Genomic DNA, 24,227 nt, shown 5'->3' with positions numbered 1-24,227 from the left:
CGAGACTACCCAGATCTGGCGCCCGCGCGACTGAGCACGACGGGCACCGCGATCGCGGCCACCACGGCGACCACCCCGATCAGCTCCAGCGGCACCGACCCGCCCGGCTTCCCCAGCGCCAGCGCCAACGTGGCCACGCCTGCGGTCAGGATCAGCACGATCCCCCCGTGCCGGCCGAAGCGGACCAGCACGTCCCGGTGCACGCGCGCGCGGTTGGGCAGCGCGGCGGCCAGCGCGGCGGTCTGGTGGTGCGCGGCCAGCGCCAGCGTGAGGAGCACGGTGCCGAGGACCGGGGCGGTGTCGACGCCGTAGTGCAGCACCCAGCCGAGCCCGGCGCCCGCGATGACCACGCCCGGGCCGAGACCGGCCGGGTTCGCCGCCGCCGACAGCAGCCCGAACGCGCCGAGGATCGTCACCACCAGCGGGATGCCGCCGCCCCAGCCGCCCGCGACCAGCGCGCCCGCGCCGGCCAGGACCTCCAGCCCGCGGATGATCTGGACGGGCCGGGACCAGCGCAGGATCTCGTGCGGGTCGGGGATGATCATCGGCCCGCCTTCGCGGCCCGGGCGGCCCGGCCCGCGTCCCGCAGCACCGCGTCCAGGCTGCCGCTGCCCTGCCAGGCCACCACCGGCACCCCGAGCTCGGCCAGCCGGTCCAGGTCGGCGTCCCGGCGCAACCGCCAGATCCGGAACGCCAGCCCCGTCCAGGGGCCGCGCTCCTCCGGGCGCAGCTCCGCCGGCAGCGTGTCCACCGCGACCACCGACCGGCCGGAGCGGGCCAGCGTGGCCACCGCGGCCAGCGAGTCCGACGTCGCCAGCGGGCTGAGCAGCACCAAGAGCGCGCCGGCCGAGCCGAGCAGGCTGACCTCGGCCGCCGACGGGGCCGCCCGGCTCTGGCCGGCCTTCGCGTCCAGCAGCACGTCCAGCAGCCGGACCAGATGGTTGCGGCCGTTGCGGGCCGGCACCGTCCGCTGCGGCCGGCCCAGGTCGATGAGCCCGACCCGGTCCCCCACCCGCAGGTAGTGCTCGGCCACCGCGGCCGCGGCCCGTACGCCGACGTCCAGCGAGGTCTCCGGGGCGCGGCCGAGGTCCTGCCCGCTGTCCAGCACGAGCAGCACCTCGGTGTCGCGGTCGGAGTACATCGCGGTCACGTGCAGCTCGCCGGTCCGCCCGGTCACCCGCCAGTTGATCCGCCGCAGCCGGTCGCCGGCCTGGAACGGCCGTACGCCGGCGACGTCGCCGCCCTCCCCCGGCCGCCGGGAGCGGTGGCCGCCGACCAGGCCCTCGGCCCGCGGCACCGTGTCCTCGGCGTCGAAGTCGTCCCGCAGCGGCCAGGTCGTCACCGGCACGGAGTCGGTCGCTACCCGCGGCCAGCTGAGCATCCCGTACCCGGCGGTCGCCCTGAGGTAGGCCGGCCCGGCCTGGCGGCGGCCCCAGCGGGTGGCCCGGAACGAGAGCGTCACCTCGGTCGGCCCGTCGGCGACGACCGCGACCGCGCCGGTCAGCGGCTGCAGCCCGGCGGGCAGGGCCACCTCGACCGCCGCCACGTCCACTCCGTCGGGTACGTCGACGACCACCGTCGCGGTCGCCCGGCCGCCCTCCAGCAGCGCATCGACCGGCCCGGTCAGGGTCAGCGACGGTGCCGCGACCGGCCGCCCGGCCAGCCCGAGGCCGGCGCCGAGCAGCAACGGCGCGGCCAGCACGACCAGGTCGGCCCGTCGCAGCAGCACCGCGACCAGCAGCAGCGCGGCACCGAGCACGACCGCGCGGGCCAGCGCCGCGGTCGGCCGCCAGCGCGGCGGGCCGATCGCGATCCGGACGCCGTTCCGGACCCGGGCCCCGTTCCGGGCTTGTGCTCCGTTCCGGCCTCGGGCCCCGTTCGGGCCTCGGGCCCCGTTCCGGCCTCGGGCTCCGTTCCGGCCCTGGGCTCCGTTGCGGGCTTGGGCCCCGTTCCGGCCTTCGGGCCCGTTCCGGCCTGGGGTGCTGGGCACGGCTCAGCGGGCCGCGACCGGCATCCGCACCGCGGTCGGCGGCGTGGGCACCTCGCCGAGCACCTCGCGGACGACGTCCTCGGGCGACACCCGGCGCAGCCACATCTCGGGCTTCAGCGTGAGCCGGTGGCCGAGCACCGCGACCGCGACCGCCTTGACGTCCTCCGGGGTGACGTAGTCACGCCGGCGCAGCACCGCCAGCGCCCGGGACACCAGCAGCAACGCCAGCGCGCCCCGGGGCGAGGCGCCGACCAGCACCTGCTGCCGGGTCCGGGTCGCCACGGCCAGGTCCACGCAGTAGCCGGCCACGGTGTCCTCGACCTCGACCCGCTCGATCGCCCGCTGCGCCCGCAGCAGCCCGGTCGTGTCCAGCACCGGCTCCAGCACCGTCGCCTCCCGCTGCCGGGCCATCCGGCGGCGCAGCACGTCCAGCTCCTCCGCCCGCTCCGGGTAGCCGAAGGCGACCCGGAGCAGGAACCGGTCCAGCTGCGCCTCCGGCAGCGGGTACGTCCCCTCGTACTCGATCGGGTTCGCGGTGGCGATCACGTGGAACGGCTCGGGCAGCCCGAACGTCCGGCCCTCGACCGTGACCTGCCGCTCCTGCATGGCCTCCAGCAGCGCCGACTGCGTCTTCGGCGGCGTCCGGTTGATCTCGTCGGCCAGCAGCAGCCCGCAGAACAGCGGCCCGGCCCGGAACGCGAACTCCGACGAGCGCTGGTCGTAGACGAAGGAGCCGGTCACGTCGCTGGGCAGCAGGTCCGGGGTGAACTGCAGCCGGCGGAAGTCCAGCCCGAGGGTCTGGGCCAGCGACCGGGCGGCCAGCGTCTTGCCCAGGCCGGGGTAGTCCTCCAGCAGCACGTGGCCGCCGGCCAGGATCCCGGCCAGCACGATCGTCAGCGCCCGGCGCTTGCCGACCACGACCTGCTCGACGGAGTCCAGCACCGCCTCCCCCGCGGCCCAGACGTCCGACAGCGGCAGCGGGGTCAGATCCGTTCGAGGGCCTCCACCATTCGCGAGAGCTGGGCCCGGCTCGGACTGCGCGCCGGCGGGCCTGTCATCAACTGCCACAGCGGTTCTCCCAGGATGGAACGGGCTCGGTCGGGGTGGGTGCGCGGGTCCACCCCGCGCCGGGTACGCAACAGGTCCGTGGCCAACGCCACCAGCTCGGGCCGGACCCGCTCCCGGAACCGGTCGGCGTCGGCCGCGCCCCAGGACAGCCGGCTCTCCAGCGAGGTCAACAGCAGCAGTCCGTCGTCCGGCGGACCGTCCGGCCGCAGCTCCGGGGGCGGCTCCTGCGGCGGCACGACCAGGCGGGCCAGCCGCCAGGTCAGCCCGACCGCGAGCCCGACCACGATGCAGATGTCGGGCTCGGCCTTGTAGCCGAGCGTGTACGCGATCAGGGCCAGCAGGACGCCGGCCGCGGCCGCGGCGGCCAGCACCAGGAGCGGTTCCTTGAGCTTCACCGGCGGCCCACCGGGTTGGCCTCCAGCTCGCCGCGCAGCCGCTCCAGCGCCTCCCGGGCCTCGGTCCGGGCCGACTCGGGCAGCTGGTGCCGGGAGAAGCGGGCCTCGCGGTAGAGCTCGGCCAGCCGCAGCAGCGGCCCGGACGAGACGCCGTGCCGGTCGATCAGCCGGCCGGCCAGCTCCGAGGGGGTGTCCGGGGCGGCGCGGTGGGTGCCGGCGTCGGCCGCGGCCCGCTCCAGCAGCACCCAGCTGGCGATCACGCCCTCCCCCGGCCCACCCTGGTCCAGCTCGACGAGACCGCGCTCGACCGCCGCCGTCAGCGCGGTCGCCTCGACCTCGTCGTCGACCTCGGGCGGCTCGTCCTCGGCCCGCTCGCGCCGCAGCCAGGGCAACAGGCCGCCCGGGATCCAGAGCATCGCCGGCCCCCAGATCAGCCCCATCACCAGCGGCGCGACGAACAGCGCGGCCGCGAGCCAGACCTGCCAGCTGGGCACGTGGGTCGGCTCGCTCGCCGCCCCACCGGGGTTGGGGGATCCGCCGTCCTCGACCTGGGTCCGGGTCGCGACCGGTGGCAGCAGCACCGTCGTCGCCTCGACAGCCGGGCGCTTGGCCAGCGCCGGCGTCCGGTCGCTGCGGGCGGCCAGCGTGACCAGGCCCAGCGCGCCCAGCACGACGATCGCGACCGCGACCAGCCGAGCCGTCTGCTGGGTTCCCCGCATCGCCTCAGCGTCCCACAGCCGCCCCACGGGGTTCCGTCACGATTCGGGCGCGGTCGAGGACGGCGTCGAGCATCGGCTCGGTCAGCTTGCCGGTGAACGTGTTCTGCTGGGAGACGTGGTAGCAGCCCAGCACGGTGATCCCGCCGACGACGACCTCGGCCCCGTGCGCGAAGGCCGGGCGCGGTGATGGGACGTCGGCCAGCCCGGCCTGCTTGAGCGCAGGCCACAGCGACTGCCAGCCGAACGCGCCGAGCACCACGATCACCTGCAGCGCGGTCAGCAGTTGCAGCTCCCGGGCCAGCCAGGGCCGGCAGGCGTCCCGCTCGGCCGGGGTCGGCTTGTTCGCCGGCGGCGCACACCGGACCGCGGCGAAGATCCGGGTGTCGGTCAGTTCCAGGCCGTCCCCGGCGTGCACCGAGGTCGGCTGGTTGGCCAGCCCGGCCCGGTGGAGCCCGGCGTAGAGCCAGTCGCCGCTGCGGTCGCCGGTGAAGACACGGCCGGTGCGGTTGGCGCCGTGCGCGGCCGGCGCCAGGCCCAGTACGCCGATGCGAGCGGTCGCCGGCCCGAAACCGGGCGCCGGCCGGCCCCAGTACGGCTCGGCGGCGAAGGCGGCCCGGCGGGTGACCGCGACCTCCTCCCGCCAGGCGACCAGCCGCGGGCAGGCCCGGCAGACCGACACCCGCGCGTCCAGCTCGTCCACTGTGGACACCCGGGTCAGCCGGGCGACGTCGGCCGGGCTCCGGGCGACCGGGGTGTCCGGGGTGGCGAGGTCGCCGGGCCAGCCCGTACCGGGCGGGACGGAGGCTGGGTTCTGCACCGGACCATCCTGGCCCACGTCGCCGGTCCGGGGACTTTACCCGTCGGTAACTCTCACTCACCATGACGACATGACCGCGGTCGGCTCGGCTCCCGGCACCGGTTCGGCTCACGCCGGGGCTGCGGTCGGGGCGTTGCTGGCGGGCGGGGGCGGGGCGCTGGTCGTGTACGGCGGGTCCGCCGCGGCCCGGGCCGCGTTGTTGCGCCGGGCCCGCCCGGCCGGCGTGCTGGACCTGCACACCACCGGCGTGCGGGCCGAGTCCCGGCTGCGCGGCGCCGCCCTGCACCGGCTGCTGCGCCCGCTCACGCCGCTGGTCGGCGGGCTGCCCGGGCCGCAGGCGGCGGCGTTGCTGCGGGTGCTCGGCCACCGGGCCGGGCGGGTCGACGAGCTGGTGCTCGGGACCGCCGTACTCGACCTGCTCGCCGCCGCGGCCCGGGACCGGCCGGTGCTCTGCCGGGTCGAGGCGGCCGAGCTGCTGGACCCGCTCTCGGTGGATGCGCTCGGCTTCGCCGGCCGGCGCCTGGCCGGCAGCCGGGTCGCGCTGCTGGTCGCCTCGTCGCTCGGCCCCTGGGACGGGATCCCGGCAGTCCCGCTGGCCGGGCCGCCGGTCGCCGTGCCGCGGCTGACCCCGCAGCAGTGGCAGGTCGCCCGGCTGGTCGTCGCCGGCGCCACCAACCGGGAGGTCGCCGCGCAGCTGGTGCTCAGCCCCCGTACGGTCGAGCACCACCTGCGGCACATCTTCGCCCGGCTCGGCGTCCGCTCCCGGGTCGAGCTGACCGGGCTGCTGGTGGGCTCGGCCGGACCGCTGGTCAGTTCTGCAGGAACTGCCGGTGCCGGCTAACCGGCGGAACGACCAAGAAACTGGATCACCGCGGTGAGCACGAACGGGTCGACCAGGAACCCGAGGTGGTTCTGGCAGAGCACGAAGTGGTTGCTCGCCCCGGCCAGCGGCGTGCTCGTGTACGGGATGATCACGCCGTCGCAGGGCGAGTACCAGGTCGCGTAGCGGGTGTTGCCGGGCGTCTCGTCGCCGGCCGTGTACTGCGTGATGAACGACGAGCCCGGCGCCATCTCCTGGCAGCTGACCAGCGCGATGCAGGCGAACGCGGACGTGGTGCCGTGGTTGGCCCCGGCGATCGAGGCGACGTGCCGGACCTTGGGCTGGCCGCCGAGCTCGTTGACGTACCAGCCGGTGACCAGGCCGCCCATCGAGTGGTTGACGATGTCGACCTGGGCCGCGCCGGTGCGGGCCCGGACCTGGTCGACCATCGTGCCCAGGCCGCGGGCGCTGACCTTGTTGTCGCCGGCCCAGTTGTAGTCGTACGTGTAGAGCTCGGAGCTGGTGTAGCCGGCCAGCCTGAACGCGGCGATCGCGGCGACCCAGTTGCTGGCGTCGCCGGCGAAGCCGTGGACGAAGATCACCGGGGGGTGGGCGGTCGCGGCCTGGGCCGGGGCGGCCGGGGCGGCCGCGAGGGCGAGCGTCGCAGCGGCGGTGGCCAGCAGGCCGGCGAGGACTCGGCGCATGAGGGCTCCTTCGGCGGGAACCCCCACCGTCCTGCTTCCACGGACGCGCGCGCATCGGTCAAACCACGGGTGTGTGCTCTGAGCGGAAGCCCTGTCCCGGTCCTTCACCGGCTGGCAGCGTGCGTGACGTGACGTTCTCCGGGGCGGTGGCGACGGCGTACGCGGCCCATCGGCGCGGGTATCCGGAGCCCGTCGTCGACCTGCTGGTCAAGACGCTCGGCCTGCCCCGGTCCGCCTCCGTGCTCGACCTCGGGTGCGGCACCGGACAGCTGACCGTCCCGCTGGCCCGGCACTTCTCCCGGGTCGTCGGCGCCGATCCGTCGGCGGACATGCTGGCGCTGGCCCGGTCCGGTTCCCCTGACGCTCCCGCCGCCTGGCTGCTCGCGGGCGACGCCGACGTGGCCCGGCTGCCGCTGCTGGCCGGACTGGACGCGGTCACGATCGCGCAGGCGATCCATCTGCTCGACCGGCCGCTGCTGTTCCGCTCGCTCGCGACCTCGATGAGCCCGCGTGGCCGGATCGCGATCATCGCGAACGGAAGCCCGCTCTGGCTGCGGGAGCTGGACTGGTCGCGGGCGCTGCGGGCGTACCTGGAGGAGTGGCTGGGAGCGCCGGTGAGCTCGTCCTGCGGTACGGACGCCGCCAGCCGGGCCGGCTTCCGCGCCGAGCTCGCCGCCGCGGGCTTCCCGGCCGCGGTCGAGGTCTCCTACGACTACACCGAGAGCCACTCGCTCGGGCGGATCGCCGGCAACGTCTGCTCGGCGCTCTCGCCCGCGCAGCTGCCCTCGTCGTCGTCCTCCTTCGAGGACGGGCTGCGGGCCGCGCTCGGGCCGGGTCCGTTCGCGGAGGACGTCAGGGTGTCGATCCTGGTGGCGGGCCGAGGAGATGGCCCACGTCGTTGACCGCGACCAGCCGCGGCGGCCGGCCCGGCGGGTAGTCGATCACGGTCAGGCCGGTGTGCGCCGGCGCGAGTCGCAGCCAGGCCGAGGACGGGGCGTCGAGCGCGTGCCGGACGAACCAGCCCACCACGAACGCGTGCGTCACGATCAGCCGATCGCCGGGCCGGTTCGCGAAGCAGCGGACCGTGGCCTCGAGGGCGCGGCCGCCGGGATCGCCCTCGGCGGCCGGGATCCCGCTCGACCAGCCCGCGAACCACTGCGGGTAGCTGTCGTCGTCCGGACCCGGCAGCGGGGTGCGGTCCCGGACCAGCTCGGACTCCTCGGTCCGTACGCCGGTCAGCTCGCCGAGCAGCCGGGCGGTCTCGACGGCCCGGCGGGCCGGCGAGTGGTGGATCGTCTCCAGCGTGGTCGCGCGCAGCCGCAGTGCGAGCCGGCGCGCCTGCTCCCGCCCGGCCGTGCTGAGACCGGGATCGCTCTCCTCGGCCTCACCGGCCTGTTCGGCGTGACGTACCACGTAGAGCACGGGCGGAACCTACTCTGATCGGGTGGTTCCGACCCAGGCCGTGATCGTCGTCGACCTGCAGCGGGCGTTCGTCTCCGGTCCGGACGCGGTCGTCGGCGGCGCCGCGCTGGCCGCGCGGGTGGCGTCGCTGGTCTCGAGGGCCACCGAGGCCGGCGCGCTGGTCGTGCAGCTGCAGAACGACGGGCCGCCCGGGGCGGTCGACGAACCCTTCACCGCCGGTTGGGAACTGGCCGTGCCCGGCGGAGTGGTGGTGCGCAAGCGGACCGACGACGGCTTCGACGGCACCCCGCTGGCCGCGCTGCTGGCCGAACGGCAGGTCCGCCGGGTCATGGTCTGCGGCGTGCTCTCGGAGATGTGCGTGAGCGCGACGACCCGGGCGGCGCTCGCCCGCGGCTACGAGGTCGTGCTCCCGCACGACGGGCACGGCACGTACGACCTGGAGGACATCCCCGCCGCCGTCGTCGCCCGGGTCGCCGAGCACGCCCTCGGCGACGAGCCCTCCCTGGTCCCGTCGACCGCCGACGTCAGCTTCTGACCAGGTCGAGGACCCGGCGCAGGTTGTCCTCGGCCGGGTCGACCGCGTCGAGTGTGAGCTCCGGGTCGGTGACCGGACGGAACTCCCGCCGCATCCGTTCGACGTGGTCCCAGCCGACCTCGTGCCAGCCCGGGATGCCGCGGACCCGCCCCTCGATCCGGCTGCGGTGGACGGCTACGTCGCTGCAGACGCACTGGACCACGACGAGCTGCGCCTTCCGCCGCCACCGTGCTGCGACGTCGTCGTCCAGCACCGCGTCGACGACAGCGTCCTGGCCGAGCAGGACCTGGCGGGTGACCAGGCTGTCGAGCAGTCCGAAGTAGACGGCGAGCTGGGTCGGCCGGTCGGCGTGGTCGAGCACGCCGAGCGGCGCGAGCGCGCCGAGCAGCCAGTCGCCGGCGAACGCGGGCGCGCCGATCGCCCGGGCGACGCCCTCGGCCAGCGTCGATTTCCCCGTGCCGGGCAGTCCGGTCATCACGATCACGCCCATCCCACCAGCCTGCCCTCCCCGCGAGCCGGGCGCCGTGTCCTCCGCCGGCCCGGCCGAGTCGGCCTGCGGCGTGATCGATCCGGCGGATCAGCCCTTCTTGCGCTCGAACTGCTCACCAGCTACGTCCTCGACGCCTACCGCTGCTGGCCCCGGCGCTTACTGGTGTACTTCTCTGGCCGCGGGGCAGGTGTCGCCCGAGGTCAGGCCGGGTAGTCGCCGGAGAACACCGCGTTGGAGGAGGACGACCTGTGGCTGGAGCGGCCGGCAAGATCGGCTGGAAGATCGTCGCGTTGGCGTTCGCGGTGCCGACCGGCATCGCCGTACGCAAGGCGCTGGAAGCGGGCTGGAAGAAGGCGAAGCACGACGAGCCACCCAAGAATCCGGCCGCGCCCGGGACCGAGTGGTCCGAGGCGCTGATGTGGGCGGCCGTGTCCGGCGTCGCCGTCGCGGCGGCCCGACTCGTCGCGGCCCGCGGCGCGGCGGCGACCTGGAAGTCGCTGACCGGCAAGCTGCCGCCGGGCGTCGAGGACGCCGACGCCACCTGATCCGCACACCCGTCGCCGCCCGCCGCCCCTCTCCCGGGACCTGCGGGCGGCGCCGTCCCCGGCCTCCGGTCCGCCTTGATCAGCGGATGAGGACGAGGGGGCGTGGTCGGCCGTCCACCTCCTGCAGCGGCCAGGCCGGGTCGAGCGTGAGCACCTCCGGCCCGGCCGCGGTGGCCAGGACCGTGTCCTCGACCTTGAGCCCCGGCACGCTCGGGTTCCAGGCGAACGCCTGCGCGTCATCGACCGCCTCCGTGCAGGCCGGCGTGGCCAGGTGGTCCCGGCTGAGGTAGCCGGTCGGCCCGCCCTGATGATGCTTGCGCCATTCCTCGGCGTCGAACCCGTGCTCCCCGTACGCCGCGGTCCCGGCGGCGAACGTGTCCCGCACCAGCTGGCCCGGCCGGGTGGCGTCGAGGAACGTGGCCTCGACCCGGAGCAATCGCTCCTGGGCGTCGGTCTCGTCCGCGGTGAGTGGGCGGTGCGCGACGAACCGGGTGAGGTTCGCCCACAACCCGTGCCGGCGGGCGCAGACGACGACCATCACGAGATCGCCGGCCGGCGCCGCGGTGGGCAGCGGGTGCCGGTACCGGGCGATCCGGTCGGCGCCGGCGACGAGCAGCACCAGCGGATCGGCGCCACGGGCGGTGACCTCCGCTGCCGCCCGCGCCGCCCACTCGAACTCGCTGTCGCCCGGACCGCAGCCGGTCACGGCCGCGGTCAGCGCTTCGGCCGAGTCCCGGCCCAGCGCGCGGTAGAGCGCGACCTCCTGGGGCAGCAGCGAGCGCCGCGCGACCTCCAGTTCGGCGGTGACGTCCCGCCGTCCCGGCAGCAGCCCGTCGACCCCGACCCGCTCACCGGCCGGCAGGTGATCGGTCGCGTCCTCGATCCAGTCCAGGACGGTCCACTCGTAGGCCGGGTCGGTCAGTTCCTCGGCCGCGAGCCGCTCGGCCTCGATCCGGGAGGTGACGACCCGGGTGCCTTCCCTGGTGACGACCAGCGACGCCACGCCGAGCTCACCGCTCATGTCGATGTGGGTCCGCGCTCCCTCACCGGCCCAGGCGACGTTGGCCGGCCGGCGTAGCACCAGGGCGTCCAGCTCGTGCTCGTCGAGGAACCGGCTCAGCCGCCGGTGGCGTTCCGCGTACATCTCAGCCCTTCTCCGCGATCGACCAGGCGATGCCGTCGAGGATGTCCTGCTCGCTGACGATGACCTCGGCGGCGTCCAGCTCTTCGGTCAGGACGCGCAGGATCATCGCGCCGGCCGCGATCACGTCGACCCGGCCGGGCTGGATCACGGCCTTCGCGGCCCGCTCCGCCTTCGACGCCCGCAGCAGCCAGTCGGCGACGGCGGATACGTCGGCGGCGGCGATCCGGCTGTGGTGGGTGCGGGCGGGGTCGTACCGGTCCAGGCCGAGCGCGAGCGCCGCGACCGTCGTCACCGTCCCGGACACCCCGACGAAGCTGCGGGCCCGCTCGATCGGGACGTCCCGGCGGGCGTCGGCCAGCGCCACCCGCAGGTCGGCCTCGGCCGCGGCGATCTGCCCGGGCGTGGGCGGGTCGTCGTGCAGGTGCCGCTCGGTCAGCCGTACCGAGCCGATGTCCATGCTGTACGCGGCCTCGACGTGCCGCTCCCCGAGCACGAGCTCGGTCGACCCGCCGCCGATGTCAGCCACGAGTCTGGGCGAGGTGCTGTCGGTCAGCTCCCGGACCGCGCCGACGAAGGCCAGCTCGGCCTCCTCGTGCCCGGACACGACCTCCGGCTCGGCGCCGAGGGTCGCCAGCACCATGGCCCGGAACTCGTCCCGGTTGGCCGCGTCCCGGGTCGCGCTCGTGGCGACCATCCGGATCCGCTCGACCTGCTCCCGCTCGCAGTCGGCGGCGTACCCGGCCAGCGCGACCCGGGTCCGCTCGATCGCCTCCGGGGCGAGCCGGCCGGTGCGGTCGACGCCCTGCCCGAGCCGGACCAGCTCGGTCCGCCGGAGCACGTCGGTCATCGTCCCGGCGGCCTCGTCGTGGTCGGCGATGAGCAACCGGATCGAGTTGGTGCCGCAGTCGATGGCGGCGACGCGGGTCATGCCGGCTCCTCGACGCACGGCCCGGCCGACCACCACTCCCCGACCGCCGCCCGGACCTCGTCCCCGAGCGGGTTGACGCCCGGCCCGGCGGCGAGTGCGTGGCCCAGCAACGCGTGCAGGCACTTCACCCGGGTCGGCATGCCACCGGCGCTGACCCCGGCGATCTCCGGCACGTCGCCGAGCTCGCCTCGCCGCGCCACGTACGCCTCGTGCGCGGCCCGGTATCCCTCCGCCAGCCCCGGATCGGTCCGCACCCGGTCGGCCATCTCCCGCATGACCCCCGCCGCCTCCAACCGGCCGACGGCCGCGCTGGCCTTGGGACAGGTGAGGTAGTAGAGCGTCGGAAATGGTGTGCCGTCCGGCAGCCGCGGCGAGGTCTCCACCACGTCCGGCAGTCCGCACGGGCACCGGTGGGCGATGGCCCGCATCGCCCGCGGCGGACGGCCCAGCTGCGCCGCCACCACCGCCCGATCCCGCTCGCTCACGGCGCTCTGTGCCGGCGCCGACCCGTCTGCGGTGGTCGCGCCGGACGGGTCGGCGGTCATGGTGCGGACCCGTCCGCGGTGCGGACGGTCCCCCACAGCCGCCCGTACCAGGACCCGTCCTGAGCAACCTCGGGCACATCGGGCTTGGCGCTGCCGGCGGCGCCGGATCCGGACGGCGGCACCACGACGTAGACCGTCTCGCCGGGCAGCACGTAGTGCAGCCGGGCCCGAGCCTGCGCCCGCACGTACGCCGGGTCCGCGAGCTGCCGCTTGCGTTCCTCCAGCGCGGTCACCCGGACCTGGGCCTGGCGCTGCTGGTCCTGCAACCGGCCGATCTCTCCGCGCTGCGCGAGGAATTCCTTGGCCGGGTACGCGAGGCTGAGCACGAGCGCGCAGACCACGAGGCCGAGCACGGCGGCCCGTCCGGTGAGCCCACCCGGCGCCCGCCGCACCGGCGCCGGCAGCTCAACCCCGGCACTGTCCGAAGTGGACGACGGCGACCGGCGCCGGGCCGGTCTCGTCGAGCCGCGCCGGGCGGCCGGCGCCGGGCGCGAACCACGGCTCGCGCCGGGCCCGCTCCGCGCCGGGCCTCCGGGCCGGCCGGCCGCTCGACGAGACATCAGACCGCGCCCCCCGCAGCGAACCGGGGGAAGGCGCCGGCCCCTGCGTACCGCGCCGCGTCGTCCAGCTCCTCCTCGATCCGCAGGAGCTGGTTGTACTTCGCGACGCGGTCGGACCGGGCCGGCGCCCCCGTCTTGATCTGACCGCAGTCGGTCGCGACCGCGAGGTCGGCGATCGTGGTGTCCTCGGTCTCGCCGGAACGGTGACTCATCATGCAGCGGTAGCCCGATCGGTGCGCGAGCGAGACCGCGTCGAGCGTCTCGGACAGCGTGCCGATCTGGTTGACCTTCACCAGCAGCGCGTTCGCGGCCTGCTCGCCGATGCCGCGGGCCAGCCGCTCCGGGTTGGTGACGAACAGGTCGTCGCCGACGATCTGGATCCGGCCGCCGAGCAACGCCGTCATCCGGGCCCAGCCCGCCCAGTCCTCTTCGTCCAGCGGATCCTCGATCGAGACGATCGGGTAGGAGCCGACGAGGTCCTCGTAGTAGGCGATCATCTCGTCGGCGGTGCGGGTCTTGCCCTCGAACGTGTAGCCGTCGGAGCCGTGGAACTCGGTCGCCGCGACGTCCAGGGCCAGCGCGACGTCCCGTCCGACGGTGAAGCCGGCCTTCTCGATCCCCTCGATGATGAGGTCGAGGGCCTCGCGGTTGGCCGGCAGGTCGGGCGCGAAGCCGCCCTCGTCGCCGAGGCCGGTCGACAGGCCGCGGCCCTTCAGCACGGACTTCAACGCGTGGTAGGTCTCCGCGCCCCAGCGCAGCGCGTCGCTGAAGCTCGGCGCGCCGATCGGCGCGATCATGAACTCCTGGACGTCGACGTTGCTGTCCGCGTGGGCACCGCCGTTGAGGATGTTCATCATCGGCACCGGCAGCACGTGCGCGGTCGGGCCGCCGACGTAGCGGAACAGCGGCAGCCCGACGGACTCGCTCGCCGCCCGCGCCACCGCGAGGGAGACGCCGAGGATCGCGTTGGCCCCGAAGCGGGACTTGTCCGCGGTGCCGTCGAGGTCGGTCAGCTCCTGGTCGACCAGGCGCTGCTCGGTCGCCTCGAAGCCCACCAGGGCCGGGGCGATGTCATCGAGGACGGCCGTGACGGCCTTCTGCACTCCCTTGCCGCCGTAGCGCTCGCCGCCGTCGCGCAGCTCGACCGCCTCGAACTGGCCGGTGGACGCCCCGCTCGGAACGGCCGCGCGGCCGATCGTGCCGTCGTCGAGGGCGACCTCGACCTCCACGGTGGGGTTGCCGCGCGAGTCGAGGATCTCGCGGGCGCCGACGGCCTCGATGGTGGCCACGGGAGCACTCCTTCGCTGCAATGTCTGAGGGAAGAACGGGTCAGAGAGTAGTCGCCGTCAACGGCGGATCCCGGGACGCGGACAATCTGTGGACGAGCGTGCCGCTTGTGGACAACTGTTTGCGGCAAGGTCATGAACGCCTGCATAGTCCGGCCCGTGAACGCCCTCTGGCATCGCCGGCCCGTCAGGCATGTGATCTTCGGTCTGCTGCCCCTGCTGGTGGTCGGACCGGTCGTGATCGTCGTGCTGGCGGTGCGCCTCGCCCACGACTCGGCGCCGGTCCGCGCCGCCACGGCGCAGACGGCCGGGTCCATCGCGGCCACCGGCCTCGGCGACGACCGCAAGCAGCTGGAGGTGACCTGGACCGACGGCACCGGCGCGCGGCACACGTCGACCGTGCGCGCCGAGCGGCCGTCCGCGGCGGCCGTCGGCACCCAGGTGACCGTGCGATACGACCCCGCCGACACCGCCCGGGTGTTCGTCAACGGCGACGAGACCACGGCGCAACTGGCCGATCTCACCTTCGGCATCCTGCTGTCCGCGCTGCTCACCGCCGGGGTGATCCTCGCCAGCGTGGTGCACGTCGTCCGCCGGCGGGCGGCCGAGCGGCGACCGGCCACGATGATGCCGGTGACCTACGCCCGGTCGCGCTTCGGGATCACCCGCAGGGCCTGGCTGCAGGTGGAGGAGGGCGGGCGGACCTGGTGGGTCTCGGTGCACTGGGACCCGGTGCTGGAGACGCTCGAGTCCGGCGAGACCGCACTGGTGCACGGCCGCCCCGCCCGGGACCGGATGCTGACCTTCGACATCGACGGCACGCACGTCTGGCAGGCCGGTCGCCGGCGGCCGGCGGCGCCCCGGGGCGAGATCGACCGCGAGGGGATCGACCCGGAGAGCACCGACCGGGTGGTCGGCACCGATGTCCCGCTCAGCCGGCAGTTCCGGGCCGACGCCGGCCTGCTCGTGGCCGCGCCGATCCTGGGCATCCTCTGGGCATACGTGGACGACGGCGGGCGGGTCAGCTTCGTCCTGGCCACCGTGCTGGCCGGGGCGGCGCTGTTCTGGGTTCCGACCGTCCGGGGATCGGATCCGACGTGAGACCCGGCGGCCTAGTCGGTGCCGTCGGCCGAAGCGCCCTCGGCCGCGCGCAACGCGGAACGGTACGTGCGAGCGGTGGCGCGCAGTGCCGCCTCCGGGTCCACGTCCGCGTCGACCGCCTCGCCGACTATCGCGAAGAGCCGGGCGCCGAGGCCGTCGCCGGGCGCGGCCACGTCCAGACCGGCCTTGGCCGCCCGCCGCTGCAGCTTCGCCGCCAGCGCCAGGGCCGGCTGCCCGAGCGGCACGCCGTCGGTGACCGACTCGCGCCGCTTCTCCGCCGCCTTGATCTCGTCCCAGTTCGCCGCCACCTCGGCCACGCCGCCGACGACCCGGTCGGCGAAGACGTGCGGGTGTCGGCGGATCAGCTTGGCCACCAGGTCCGCGGCCACCTCGTCGATCGACCAGCGCTCCCCGTCCGGCCGCTCCTCGGCCAGCCGGGCGTGGAAGGCGACCTGCAGCAGGACGTCGCCCAGTTCCTCGCGCAGGTGCGTGACGTCGTCCTCCTCGATCGCCTCGAGCAGTTCGTACGACTCCTCCAGCAGGTACGGCGCGAGCGTCTGGTGGGTCTGCTCGGCGTCCCAGGGACAGCCGCCCGGCGAGCGCAGCCGGTCCATCACCGCGACCACGTCGAGCAGCCGGGCGCCCGGTGGGTCCCAGGAACCGGTGACGACCTCGACCTCGACGCCGTCGTCGGTGGCCGCAAGCTCGCTCAGCGCCGCGACGACGTCCGGGTCACCGCCCGGCCCGGCGAGCCAGACCGCGGTCCGGCCGCCCCGGGCCAACTCCCGGACGGCGGCCGCGCCGGGCGCCGCGAGCACGTCGATCCCGGCCGCCCGGACGGCGCGCGCCTGGGCCGTCTCCGGGTCGAGCGCGCGGACCGGTCCGGACCGCAGCGCCTCCCAGGCCGGCCAGGACAGGACCCCGGCGGGCAGCCGCGGCGACGACGTGACGATGAGCAGCCGGTCCACGGCCCCCACGGTACGGGCCGGCCCGGCGGACGGCCGCCGGGCGTCCCGAGGTCAGGGCGTCGGAGTCGGGGCGGGCTGGCTGCCGTCGGTGGCACCCGAGCCGCCGGTCGTGCCGTCACCCGTGCCGCCGTCGGGCAGCACCGGGGCGGACGATGCGGCGGGCGACGGGGTCGGCTTGATCACCGGGTTGACGAAGTCGGTGATCGCGAGCTGACCGGCCTGCCAGCTGCCGTAACGCGGGTTCACGGTGACGCCCTGGTCCTTGGCCACCTGCTGCAGGTACTTCTGGCCCGCGGCCGCCGCCTGCTGGAGCGTCTGCGCCTCCAGCTGCGGGCGGGCGTCCTCCAGCGACGGGGTGTCGATACTCCCGAAGCGGATCACGAAGTACGCCTTGGCGTCCCCGTTGGCCAGCGCGTACGGGAAGATCGTGTTCTTCGGGGTCTTCTCCAGCCGGGCCGCGAGGTCCGCCGGCAGCCGGCTCAGCACGTACTTCTGCGCGTCCGGCGCGGTCTGCGAACCCGAGCCGGCGAACTGGGCGGCCACGGCCGCGAAGGTGTCCGGCGCGCGGCGGATCGCGGTCGCGGCCGCATTCGCCGTCGCCTGGTCCGGAACCTGGATGAGGCTCAGGGTCGCGCTGACCGCGGTCGGCAGGTACTGCGCGTAGAGCGCCTGCAGCTGCGCGGCGGTGGGGCGGGCGACGCCGCCCTGGGTGTAACCGATCTCCGACTCGATGACCTCGGTCCGGACCAGCTGCCGGTAGAGCGACGGCGAGACCGCGAGCCGGGTCGCGAGCTGGGAGGCGAAGGAGCTCGAGCCGCCGGACTGGTCCTCGAAGAACTTGTAGCGCGAGTCGACCGCGTTCTCGTCGACCGCGATGCCCAGCTTCTGGGCGCCGCTCTCCGCGAGCAGCCGCTCGACCTCGACGTTGAGCACCGCGCGGCGGTAGGCGCCGATGTCGCCCTTGTAGTCGCTGGCCGGCAGCGCGGCCCGCACGCCGGGCGCGTCCAGGGACTCGGTGACGAGGTTCTGGAGATCACCATCGGTGATCCGCTGGGCACCGACCACCGCGGCCGTGCCCGGTCGCGAGTCGCCGCACGCGGACAGCAGCAGCGCCGCGGCCGCGGAGAGCGCTGCCGCGGCGGCCAGCCGGCGCCGGCGCCGGTGACCCGGCGAGGTCGTGGCGAACGGTCGGGCGGCGGAGACGCGCGCGGACGGGCGCGAGACGGCGGCGTCGGTCACGCCCACAGGCTCTCACGCGGGCCTGTGGAACCCACCGACGGGTACGGCGAGCGGACACTCGGGCGGTCACGCCCGAGCAGGCACCGCCGCCGGCTCGCCGAGCACGTCCACCAGCACCGTCCGGGCCCACTCCAGCAGCGGCACGTCCCGCACCGGCTGCCCCGGCTTGCCCGGGCGTGGCACGGAGATGGTGCCCACCGAGGCCTTCCAGACCGAGCGCGGGTAGAGCCGGTGCATCCGCATCTCCTGCGACTCCCGCACCGACAGCGGGGAGAAGCGCACCACCGAGCCCTGCAACGACACCTCGGTCACGCCGTACCGGCGGGCGAACGCGCGGAACCGCGCCACCTGCAGCAGGCTCGCCACCGGCTCCGGCAGCGGGCCGTAGCGGTCGGCGAGCTCGTCCCGGACCGCGTCCACGGCCTCGTCGGACTCCGCCGCCGCCAGCGCGCGGTACGCCTCCAGCCGCAACCGCTCGCCCGGGATGTAGTCGTGCGGCAGGTGCGCGTCGACCGGCAGGTCAACCTTGACGTCGGCCGCCTCCTCCGCTGGCGCGTCGCCGCGGAAGTCCGCGACGGCCTCACCGACCAGTCGCACGTAGAGGTCGAAGCCGACACCGGCGATGTGCCCGGACTGCTCGCCGCCGAGCAGGTTGCCCGCGCCGCGGATCTCCAGGTCCTTCATCGCGACCTGCATGCCCGCGCCGAGCTCGGTGTTGGCCGCGATCGTCTGCAGCCGGTCCAGCGCGGTCTCCGTCAGCGGCTTCTCCGGCGGGAAGAGGAAGTAGGCGTACGCGCGCTCGCGCCCCCGCCCGACCCGGCCCCGCAGCTGGTGCAGCTGGGAGAGGCCGAAGTGGTCGGCCCGCTCGACGATCAGCGTGTTCGCGTTGGGGATGTCCAGCCCGGACTCGACGATCGTGGTGCAGACCAGGACGTCGAAGTCCTTCTCCCAGAAGCCGACCATGACGCGCTCGAGGTTGTCCTCGCTCATCTGCCCGTGCCCGACGGAGACCCGCGCCTCCGGGACCAGCTCGCGCAGCCGAGCCGCGGCCCGCTCGATCGAGTCGACGCGGTTGTGCACGTAGAACACCTGGCCCTCGCGCAGCAGCTCGCGCCGGATCGCGGCGGCGACCTGCTTCTCGTCGTACGCGCCGACGAACGTGAGGACCGGGTGCCGCTCCTCCGGCGGGGTGAGGATCGTGGACATCTCCCGGATTCCGGTCAGCGACATCTCCAGCGTCCGCGGGATCGGCGTGGCGGACATCGAGAGCACATCGACCGAGGCCCGCAGCGTCTTGAGGTACTCCTTGTGTTCGACGCCGAACCGCTGCTCCTCGTCGACGATCACCAGCCCGAGGTCCTTGAACCGGGTGGTCGGCTGCAGCAGCCGGTGGGTGCCGATCACGATGTCGACGCTGCCCTCGATCAGCCCGGTCAGCGTCGCCTGCGTCTCCTTCGCGCTGTCGAACCGGGACAGCGACCGCACAGTGACCGGGAACTGCGCCATCCGCTCGGAGAACGTGGAGAAGTGCTGCTGGGCCAGCAGCGTGGTCGGCACCAGCACCGCCACCTGCTTGCCCTCCTGGGCCGCCTTGAACGCCGCCCGGACCGCGATCTCGGTCTTGCCGTAGCCGACATCGCCGCAGACCACCCGGTCCATCGGGACCGTCTGCTCCATGTCGTGCTTGACCTCGTTGATCGCCCCCAGCTGGTCGGGCGTCTCCACGTACGGGAAGGCGTCCTCCAGCTCACGCTGCCAGGGCGAGTCCGCGCCGAACGCGTGGCCCTTGGTCGCCATCCGCACGCTGTAGAGGCGGATCAGCTCGCCGGCGATCTCCTTGACCGCCTTGCGGGCACGGCCCTTGGTCTTGGCCCAGTCGGCGCCGCCGAGCCGGTTGACGGTCGGCGCCTCGCCGCCGACGTACCGGGTGAGCAGGTCGAGCGAGTCGGTCGGCACGAACAGCCGGTCGCCGGGCTGGCCCTTGCGGGCGGGGGCGTACTCGAGGATGAGGTACTCGCGCTCGCCCCCGTTGACGGTCCGGCGGACCATCTCGACGTACCGGCCGACGCCGTGCTGCTCGTGCACGACGAGGTCACCGGCCCGCAGCGCGAGCGGATCGACGGCGTTGCGCTTGCGCCGCGACGGCATCCGCTGCATGTCCTTGGTGGACTGGCCGCGCTGGCCGGTGATGTCGGCCTGGCCGAGCACCGCCAGCCGCAGCCCCGGCGCGACGAAGCCGCCGGACAACCGGCCGGTGGAGACGGTGACGAAGCCCGCCTCGGGTACGTCGGTCAGCGCCGGCACTCCGCGCACCGGGACCTCGGCCGCGCCGAGCTGCTCGACCGCCCGCTGGGCCGGTCCCGGCCCGTCGAAGACCATCGCGACCCGCCAGCCGTCGCGGGCCCACTGCCGGACGTCGGCGATGGCGCGCTCGGTGTCCCCGCGGTACTCCTCCGCCGGCGCAGCGTCGACGGCCAGCGCGTCGGTCGAGCCGAGCGAGGCGTCGGCCGCGAACGGGCTCAGCGTCCACCACGGGATGCCGAGCGCGATGGCGTCCTCGTGCGCCTGCTCGACCGAGCGCAGCGCCGCCGCGCCGAGGTCGACGGGCGCGGTGCCGCCGCCGGCGGCCGCGGCCCAGGACGCGTTGAGGAACTCGGCGGAGGTCCGGACCAGCTCGGAGGCCCGGGTGCGGACCCGCTCGGGGTCGAAGACCAGGACGTGGCTTCCGGCCGGCAGATCGTGCAGGACCAGCCGCAGGTCGTCGACGAGGACCGGGGCGAGCGCCTCCATGCCCTCGACGGCGTTGCCGTCGGCGATGCGGTCCAGCATCTCGGCCAGCTCCGGGTGCTCGGTCGCCAGCTGCTTGGCGCGATCGCGGACCGACGGGGTGAGCAGCAGCTCGCGGCAGGGCGAGGCCCACAGACCGTGCTCGGCCGGACCGGACGACCGCTGGTCCGCGACGCTGAAGAAGCGGACCTCCTCGACGTCGTCGCCCCAGAACTCGACCCGGACCGGGTGCTCCTCGGTCGGCGGGAAGACGTCCAGGATGCCGCCGCGGACGGCGAACTCGCCGCGCTTCTCGACCAGCTCGACGCGGGTGTAGCCGACGCCGACCAGCCGCTCGACCAGGTCCTCCAGGTCGACGACGTCGCCCGTGCGGGCGCTGACCGGCTCCAGGTCGCCAAGACCCGGCACCTGCGGCTGCAGCAGCGCACGCACCGAGGCGACCACCACCCGGATCGGTCCCGTCGCCGGGTCGTCGGTACGCGGGTGGGCCAGCCGGCGCAGCACGGCCAGCCGGCGGCCGACGGTGTCCGCCCGCGGCGAGAGCCGCTCGTGCGGCAGGGTCTCCCAGGACGGGTAGGCGACGACCTCGTCGGCCGGCAGCACGCAGCGCAGAGCTTCGACCAGGTCCTCGGCGTCGCGGCCGGTCGCCGTGACGGCGAACACCGGCCGGCCGGCACCGCCCTCGGCGGGGTCGGCGGCCAGCGCCGCGGTGACGAACGGGCGCAGCGCGGCCGGAGCGGTCAGCTCCAGCGAGGCGGCACCCGCAGCGGAGACGGCACGGGTGAGGGCGGGATCGGGCAGGACCGCGTCGAGCAGTCCGGACAGCGTCATGGCGGCGGCGAGCCTTCCGGGGGCAGCACGGTAATCCCCCGATCCACAGGGACCGGGGGTGTCAGCACCAAGAGTACGCCGAACTCAGCCCCGCTTGACGGCCTTGAAGACGTGCTCGGACGGCCAGCGCCTCGCCCACGCCGCGGTGACGTAGTCGAAGTCGCGGGTGCCGTCGACGGGCGCCTGCAGCTCCAGGAAGTCCTCGATCTCGAACCCGCAGGCGCGCAGCAGCCGGAACCACTCGCCGTACGGCAGGGCGAACTCGACGCTGTCGTCGGAGATCCACTCCATCCTGTGCAGCCCGAAGTAGTCGCGGACCAGCCGATCCGCCGCCGGCTCCGGCACCGCTGTGTCCGGCGAGCAGAGCTGCAGCAGCGTGTGGTTGCCGAGGAAGATCAGGCGGCCGCCGGGCCGCAGCAGCCGGGCGGCTTCCGGGACCCACTCGTACGGGTCGCACCAGATCGCCGCGCCGTACTCGGAGAGGGCGAGGTCGAAGGAGGCGTCCGGGTACGGGACGTGCTCGGCGTTGCCATGGACGAGGGGGAACTCGAGCCCGAACTCCTGCTGGAAGGCGCGGGCGGTGGCGAGCTGGGCGGCCGAGTTGTCGATGCCGACCGCGTTGGCGCCCCGGCGGGCCAACCAGGCCGAGAAGTACGCAGTGCCGCAGCCGAGCTCGATGGTGTCCTGCCCGGTCAGGTCCTCGGGCAGCAGCCGCAGCTCGGACTCGGGGATCGACCAGGAGCCCCAGGTCGGGTCGGTCGCCGCCCAGTTCCGCCGGCCGGGCTCGACCCAGGAGTCGGCCATGTCGTCCCAGTACTGACGGTTGCGCTGGGCGTGCTCGGGGAGCTCCGCGGACTCTGTCACGCCAGGATTCCACCGGCCGGCCGGACGGCGGTCAACTCAGTTCGGCGCCTGGCCGGCGCCGGTGAGTCGACCGCGCTGGACCAGGCGATCCAGACCTCGATCTCCAGCGGTGTGACGTACGCGATCGCGGCCCGCAACGCCACGGCGAACGCCTGTCGGTCCTCGCCGTCCCGGGTCCCGACCGGGATCGCGGTCGGTGCCAGCACCCAGGACGACCAGTTCACGGACTCCTCCAACTTCGGCAGGTGCGTCGCGCTGACCGCGCCCGGTGACGGGATCACGTCCGACAACGACCGCAACGACACCGACACCCAGACCATCAGCGGCACCTCGATGGCCGCCCCGCACGTCGCAGGAGCGGCCGCGCGCTACCTGAGCACGCATCCCGGCGCGAGTGCGGCGACGGTCAAGGCGGCATTGATCGGCTCGGCGACGACGGGCGCGCTCGGTGACGTCCCGGTCGGCACCCCGAACAGACTGTTGTTCACCGGCGACCTGACGACGCCCGGGCCGCCGGCGCCGAGCACGCCCGCTCCGACCACGCCGGCTCCGACCACGCCCACCCCGGCACCGACGACCACTCAGCCGCCGATTGGGTGCCGGATCATCCCGCTGCCGCCGGGCATCCCGCAGCCGCCGTGTGCGTCGCCGAACCCGGGGCCGTCCACGACTCGAACCCGCCGCCGCCGACGATCCCTGCGCCGCCCACGACCAGCGGGCCGACCTCGGTGCCGCCGACCGGCGGGACGTTCGACGAGACCGACGTGCCGATCCCGGACCAGGGCACCATCGAATCCTCGATCGTGGTCACCGGGCGCACCGGCAAGGCGCCGGGCGCGCTGCGGGTCACCGTCCGGATCGTGCACTCGCACCGGGGTGATCTCGGCGCCGGCCTGGTCGCGCCGGACGGGCGGGTCTATCGGATCAAGGTGCTCGCGCCGTACGACCGGGCGGCCAACTTCGATGTGGTGGCGACGGTGAACGCCGCCGCCTCGCCGCTGGCGGAACCTGGACGCTGCGGGTCAGCGACGTGTTCGCCGGGGACACCGGGCTCCTCGACCGCTGGGGCTCGTCCTCTAGTCATCGGCTCGCGCCGCACCCGGCGCGGTACGGTCCGGCGCGAGCCCGCGACTCCGCGGTCCGGGCCGGACTGTTTCCGATTGCAGGGGGTAGGGCCGACTCCGTGATCGACCGGGAGAGCGTGCTGCGCGCGCGGGTGGCGGACAGCATCGCGGCCGCCCAGCGTCTGCTGGCCGCTCACTCCGGCCCCGCCACCGGGCCGCCCGAGGCCGGCACCCGGAGCAGCGGGAGTCGGGTGGGAACGGATGCGATCGGCGCCACGGCGGTGGCGGCGGAGCGGGTGGCGGAGAGCTTGCGGGGCGGCGGGAAGGTGCTGTTCTTCGGCAACGGCGGTTCGGCCTCCGATGCCGGGCATCTCGCCGCTGAGCTGCTCGGGCGGTTCGCGCTGGAGCGGCGGTCGCTCGCCGCGGCCTGCCTGTCCGACCACACCGCGGCGATGACCGCGATCGGCAACGACTACGGGTACGACGACGTGTTCGCCCGCCAGGTCGCCGGGCTGGGGCGACCGGGGGACGTCGCGATCGGGCTGTCCACCAGCGGGAGCTCGGCCAACGTCGTCCGGGCGCTGGAGACCGCGCGCGAGCTCGGGATGGTCACGATCGCGCTGACCGGCGCGGGTGGCGGCAAGGTGGCGGGCGTGGTCGACATCTGCGTCCGGGTGCCGAGCGAGGACACGCCGCGCGTCCAGGAACTCTGCATGCTGCTCGGCCACACCCTCTGCGAGCTCGTCGAGCAGGAGCTGGCCGACTCCGAGCCGGGTGGCGCGGGCTAGCGGGAGTGCCAGGCGCCGGGTGAGTCGATCAGGTCCTGGACCTGCTGCGGCAGCTCCCCGGCGAGCACCTCGGCCAGCGTGACGTCGTCGAGCACGCTTCGGACGGCGGCCCGCAGCGCCACCCAGAGCGTGCCCAGGTGCTCGGCCGCGCCCGCATACACCGCCTGCTCGGGGCGCTCACCCCGCACGACCGCGAGCGGCCCGTCGACGGCCCGGACGATCTCGCCGATCGCGATCTCGGACGGCGGCCGGGTGAGCGCGTAGCCGCCGACGGGGCCGCGCCGGCTGCGGACGAGGCCGGCCCGGCGCAGGTCGGCGAGGATCGCTTCCAGGAACTTCTGCGGCAGCTGTTGACCGGCGGCCAGCGCCTGACCGGTCACGGTGTCCTGGCCCGCGGCGGCCAGAATCAGCATTGCCCGCACCGCATAGTCGGTCCGGGCGGAGATGTGCACGTTCCGAGTGTGGCTCATCCGGCCGGGCGCAGCTGAGCCCACCCCCACCCGGCGCGGCGGGCGGGACGGACCCGAGCACTGCGGCAGCCGAGACGGCCTGACCAGGAAGTCCCGGGCGGCAACTGCGGGAGCCGAGCCCGCGCGGACAGCACCAAGCCGAGGCCC

General features: G+C 74.7%; 28 protein-coding genes. 7 read left to right on the top strand and 21 right to left on the bottom strand.

The window, feature by feature from the left end:
• Positions 1 to 5 precede the first annotated feature (5 nt).
• From VGP36_21345 to VGP36_21320, 6 genes are all read right to left on the bottom strand, one after another.
• A complete protein-coding gene (locus tag VGP36_21345) occupies positions 6 to 545 on the bottom strand; it encodes a hypothetical protein (protein ID HEV7657255.1) in 540 nt (179 codons plus the stop codon).
• Positions 542 to 1,759 carry a DUF58 domain-containing protein gene (locus tag VGP36_21340; GenBank protein HEV7657254.1) on the bottom strand — a complete coding sequence of 406 codons (1,218 nt, stop codon included), beginning with the start codon at positions 1,757 to 1,759 and terminating at the stop codon, positions 542 to 544. The genes VGP36_21345 and VGP36_21340 overlap by 4 nt, the downstream gene beginning before the upstream one ends.
• Before the next feature lie 234 nt (positions 1,760 to 1,993).
• Positions 1,994 to 2,968, bottom strand: a complete 975-nt coding sequence (locus tag VGP36_21335; GenBank protein HEV7657253.1) for a MoxR family ATPase — start codon at positions 2,966 to 2,968, stop codon at positions 1,994 to 1,996.
• 5 nt (positions 2,969 to 2,973) lie between these two features.
• Positions 2,974 to 3,453 carry a hypothetical protein gene (locus tag VGP36_21330; protein ID HEV7657252.1) on the bottom strand — a complete coding sequence of 160 codons (480 nt, stop codon included), beginning with the start codon at positions 3,451 to 3,453 and terminating at the stop codon, positions 2,974 to 2,976.
• Positions 3,450 to 4,172 carry a DUF4129 domain-containing protein gene (locus VGP36_21325; protein HEV7657251.1) on the bottom strand — a complete coding sequence of 241 codons (723 nt, stop codon included), beginning with the start codon at positions 4,170 to 4,172 and terminating at the stop codon, positions 3,450 to 3,452. The genes VGP36_21330 and VGP36_21325 overlap by 4 nt, the downstream gene beginning before the upstream one ends.
• Positions 4,173 to 4,176: 4 nt before the next feature.
• Positions 4,177 to 4,989, bottom strand: a complete 813-nt coding sequence (locus tag VGP36_21320; GenBank protein HEV7657250.1) for a uracil-DNA glycosylase — start codon at positions 4,987 to 4,989, stop codon at positions 4,177 to 4,179.
• A 70-nt stretch (positions 4,990 to 5,059) separates the two neighbouring features.
• On the opposite strand from VGP36_21320, the gene VGP36_21315 reads away from it, so the two are divergent.
• Entirely contained in the window at positions 5,060 to 5,830 is a 771-nt protein-coding gene (locus VGP36_21315; protein ID HEV7657249.1) for a LuxR C-terminal-related transcriptional regulator, read from the top strand.
• On the opposite strand, the gene VGP36_21310 is transcribed toward VGP36_21315, so the two are convergent.
• The gene (locus VGP36_21310) at positions 5,827 to 6,513 is read right to left on the bottom strand and encodes an alpha/beta fold hydrolase (protein HEV7657248.1); all 687 of its coding nucleotides are present in this window, start codon (positions 6,511 to 6,513) and stop codon (positions 5,827 to 5,829) included. The genes VGP36_21315 and VGP36_21310 overlap by 4 nt on opposite strands.
• Before the next feature lie 119 nt (positions 6,514 to 6,632).
• Between VGP36_21310 and VGP36_21305 the strand changes: the two genes are divergently transcribed.
• Positions 6,633 to 7,415 (top strand): class I SAM-dependent methyltransferase, encoded by a 783-nt coding sequence (locus VGP36_21305; protein HEV7657247.1) that lies wholly within the window; start codon positions 6,633 to 6,635, stop codon positions 7,413 to 7,415.
• Here the strand turns inward: VGP36_21305 and VGP36_21300 are convergent.
• Entirely contained in the window at positions 7,366 to 7,935 is a 570-nt protein-coding gene (locus VGP36_21300) for a histidine phosphatase family protein (GenBank protein HEV7657246.1), read from the bottom strand. The two genes, VGP36_21305 and VGP36_21300, sit on opposite strands and share 50 nt — an antisense overlap.
• 22 nt (positions 7,936 to 7,957) lie before the next feature.
• Between VGP36_21300 and VGP36_21295 the strand changes: the two genes are divergently transcribed.
• Positions 7,958 to 8,470, top strand: a complete 513-nt coding sequence (locus VGP36_21295) for an isochorismatase family protein (protein ID HEV7657245.1) — start codon at positions 7,958 to 7,960, stop codon at positions 8,468 to 8,470.
• Here VGP36_21295 and VGP36_21290 read toward each other — a convergent pair.
• Positions 8,460 to 8,960 (bottom strand): AAA family ATPase, encoded by a 501-nt coding sequence (locus VGP36_21290; GenBank protein ID HEV7657244.1) that lies wholly within the window; start codon positions 8,958 to 8,960, stop codon positions 8,460 to 8,462. The genes VGP36_21295 and VGP36_21290 overlap by 11 nt on opposite strands.
• A 248-nt stretch (positions 8,961 to 9,208) precedes the next feature.
• On the opposite strand from VGP36_21290, the gene VGP36_21285 reads away from it, so the two are divergent.
• Positions 9,209 to 9,505: a DUF4235 domain-containing protein gene (locus VGP36_21285; GenBank protein ID HEV7657243.1), complete on the top strand. Its 297-nt coding sequence runs from the start codon at positions 9,209 to 9,211 to the stop codon at positions 9,503 to 9,505.
• Between the two features lie 79 nt (positions 9,506 to 9,584).
• Here the strand turns inward: VGP36_21285 and VGP36_21280 are convergent, their stop codons facing one another.
• The 5 genes from VGP36_21280 to eno form a co-directional block, all read right to left on the bottom strand.
• Positions 9,585 to 10,649, bottom strand: coding sequence for a M24 family metallopeptidase (locus VGP36_21280; protein ID HEV7657242.1), 1,065 nt, complete (start codon positions 10,647 to 10,649; stop codon positions 9,585 to 9,587).
• 1 nt (position 10,650) lies between these two features.
• A complete protein-coding gene (locus tag VGP36_21275; protein HEV7657241.1) occupies positions 10,651 to 11,577 on the bottom strand; it encodes a Ppx/GppA phosphatase family protein in 927 nt (308 codons plus the stop codon).
• Positions 11,574 to 12,122: a DUF501 domain-containing protein gene (locus tag VGP36_21270; protein ID HEV7657240.1), complete on the bottom strand. Its 549-nt coding sequence runs from the start codon at positions 12,120 to 12,122 to the stop codon at positions 11,574 to 11,576. Before VGP36_21270 ends, VGP36_21275 begins: the two co-directional genes overlap by 4 nt.
• Complete coding sequence (locus tag VGP36_21265; GenBank protein HEV7657239.1) at positions 12,119 to 12,514, bottom strand: septum formation initiator family protein; 396 nt, start codon at positions 12,512 to 12,514, stop codon at positions 12,119 to 12,121. The genes VGP36_21270 and VGP36_21265 overlap by 4 nt, the downstream gene beginning before the upstream one ends.
• Positions 12,515 to 12,681: 167 nt before the next feature.
• Positions 12,682 to 13,971: a phosphopyruvate hydratase gene (gene eno, locus VGP36_21260; GenBank protein ID HEV7657238.1), complete on the bottom strand. Its 1,290-nt coding sequence runs from the start codon at positions 13,969 to 13,971 to the stop codon at positions 12,682 to 12,684.
• A gap of 192 nt (positions 13,972 to 14,163) precedes the next feature.
• On the opposite strand from eno, the gene VGP36_21255 reads away from it, so the two are divergent.
• Positions 14,164 to 15,069: a DUF3592 domain-containing protein gene (locus tag VGP36_21255; GenBank protein ID HEV7657237.1), complete on the top strand. Its 906-nt coding sequence runs from the start codon at positions 14,164 to 14,166 to the stop codon at positions 15,067 to 15,069.
• A gap of 11 nt (positions 15,070 to 15,080) precedes the next feature.
• Here VGP36_21255 and VGP36_21250 read toward each other — a convergent pair whose 3' ends face one another.
• From VGP36_21250 to VGP36_21225, 6 genes are all read right to left on the bottom strand, one after another.
• Complete coding sequence (locus VGP36_21250; protein ID HEV7657236.1) at positions 15,081 to 16,037, bottom strand: MazG family protein; 957 nt, start codon at positions 16,035 to 16,037, stop codon at positions 15,081 to 15,083.
• A 51-nt stretch (positions 16,038 to 16,088) separates the two neighbouring features.
• Positions 16,089 to 17,276, bottom strand: coding sequence for a hypothetical protein (locus tag VGP36_21245; GenBank protein HEV7657235.1), 1,188 nt, complete (start codon positions 17,274 to 17,276; stop codon positions 16,089 to 16,091).
• Between the two features lie 66 nt (positions 17,277 to 17,342).
• Positions 17,343 to 20,894, bottom strand: coding sequence for a transcription-repair coupling factor (gene mfd / locus VGP36_21240; GenBank protein ID HEV7657234.1), 3,552 nt, complete (start codon positions 20,892 to 20,894; stop codon positions 17,343 to 17,345).
• An 84-nt stretch (positions 20,895 to 20,978) separates the two neighbouring features.
• Positions 20,979 to 21,758 carry a class I SAM-dependent methyltransferase gene (locus tag VGP36_21235; GenBank protein HEV7657233.1) on the bottom strand — a complete coding sequence of 260 codons (780 nt, stop codon included), beginning with the start codon at positions 21,756 to 21,758 and terminating at the stop codon, positions 20,979 to 20,981.
• Entirely contained in the window at positions 21,755 to 22,078 is a 324-nt protein-coding gene (locus VGP36_21230; GenBank protein HEV7657232.1) for a hypothetical protein, read from the bottom strand. Before VGP36_21230 ends, VGP36_21235 begins: the two co-directional genes overlap by 4 nt.
• Before the next feature lie 48 nt (positions 22,079 to 22,126).
• Positions 22,127 to 22,321, bottom strand: coding sequence for a hypothetical protein (locus VGP36_21225; GenBank protein ID HEV7657231.1), 195 nt, complete (start codon positions 22,319 to 22,321; stop codon positions 22,127 to 22,129).
• Between the two features lie 75 nt (positions 22,322 to 22,396).
• Here VGP36_21225 and VGP36_21220 point away from each other — a divergent pair, with 75 nt between their 5' ends.
• Both VGP36_21220 and VGP36_21215 read left to right on the top strand, forming a co-directional pair.
• Positions 22,397 to 22,945: a proprotein convertase P-domain-containing protein gene (locus tag VGP36_21220; GenBank protein HEV7657230.1), complete on the top strand. Its 549-nt coding sequence runs from the start codon at positions 22,397 to 22,399 to the stop codon at positions 22,943 to 22,945.
• On the top strand, positions 22,942 to 23,610 hold the full coding sequence (locus VGP36_21215; protein ID HEV7657229.1) for an SIS domain-containing protein: 669 nt from the start codon (positions 22,942 to 22,944) through the stop codon (positions 23,608 to 23,610). The genes VGP36_21220 and VGP36_21215 overlap by 4 nt, the downstream gene beginning before the upstream one ends.
• Here VGP36_21215 and VGP36_21210 read toward each other — a convergent pair.
• Entirely contained in the window at positions 23,607 to 24,062 is a 456-nt protein-coding gene (locus tag VGP36_21210) for an Rrf2 family transcriptional regulator (protein HEV7657228.1), read from the bottom strand. The two genes, VGP36_21215 and VGP36_21210, sit on opposite strands and share 4 nt — an antisense overlap.
• Positions 24,063 to 24,227: the final 165 nt, after the last annotated feature.

The organism is Mycobacteriales bacterium (genome assembly GCA_035995165.1).
Classification (GTDB): Bacteria; Actinomycetota; Actinomycetes; order Mycobacteriales; family CADCTP01; genus CADCTP01.
The sequence above is the reverse complement of the archived record's forward strand: the minus strand, read 5'-3'. Positions and strand labels throughout refer to the sequence as shown.

Bases quoted from the DNA above. Each gene is read 5' to 3' on its own strand.
- VGP36_21325 (HEV7657251.1), bottom strand. From the start codon at position 4,172: ATGCGGGGAACCCAGCAGACGGCTCGGCTGGTCGCGGTCGCGATCGTC.
- VGP36_21270 (HEV7657240.1), bottom strand. From the start codon at position 12,122: ATGACCGCCGACCCGTCCGGCGCGACCACCGCAGACGGGTCGGCGCCG.
- mfd (HEV7657234.1), bottom strand. From the start codon at position 20,894: ATGACGCTGTCCGGACTGCTCGACGCGGTCCTGCCCGATCCCGCCCTC.
- VGP36_21280 (HEV7657242.1), bottom strand. From the start codon at position 10,649: ATGTACGCGGAACGCCACCGGCGGCTGAGCCGGTTCCTCGACGAGCAC.
- VGP36_21290 (HEV7657244.1), bottom strand. From the start codon at position 8,960: ATGGGCGTGATCGTGATGACCGGACTGCCCGGCACGGGGAAATCGACG.
- VGP36_21275 (HEV7657241.1), bottom strand. From the start codon at position 11,577: ATGACCCGCGTCGCCGCCATCGACTGCGGCACCAACTCGATCCGGTTG.
- VGP36_21230 (HEV7657232.1), bottom strand. From the start codon at position 22,078: ATGGTCTGGGTGTCGGTGTCGTTGCGGTCGTTGTCGGACGTGATCCCG.
- VGP36_21345 (HEV7657255.1), bottom strand. From the start codon at position 545: ATGATCATCCCCGACCCGCACGAGATCCTGCGCTGGTCCCGGCCCGTC.
- VGP36_21315 (HEV7657249.1), top strand. From the start codon at position 5,060: ATGACCGCGGTCGGCTCGGCTCCCGGCACCGGTTCGGCTCACGCCGGG.
- VGP36_21310 (HEV7657248.1), bottom strand. From the start codon at position 6,513: ATGCGCCGAGTCCTCGCCGGCCTGCTGGCCACCGCCGCTGCGACGCTC.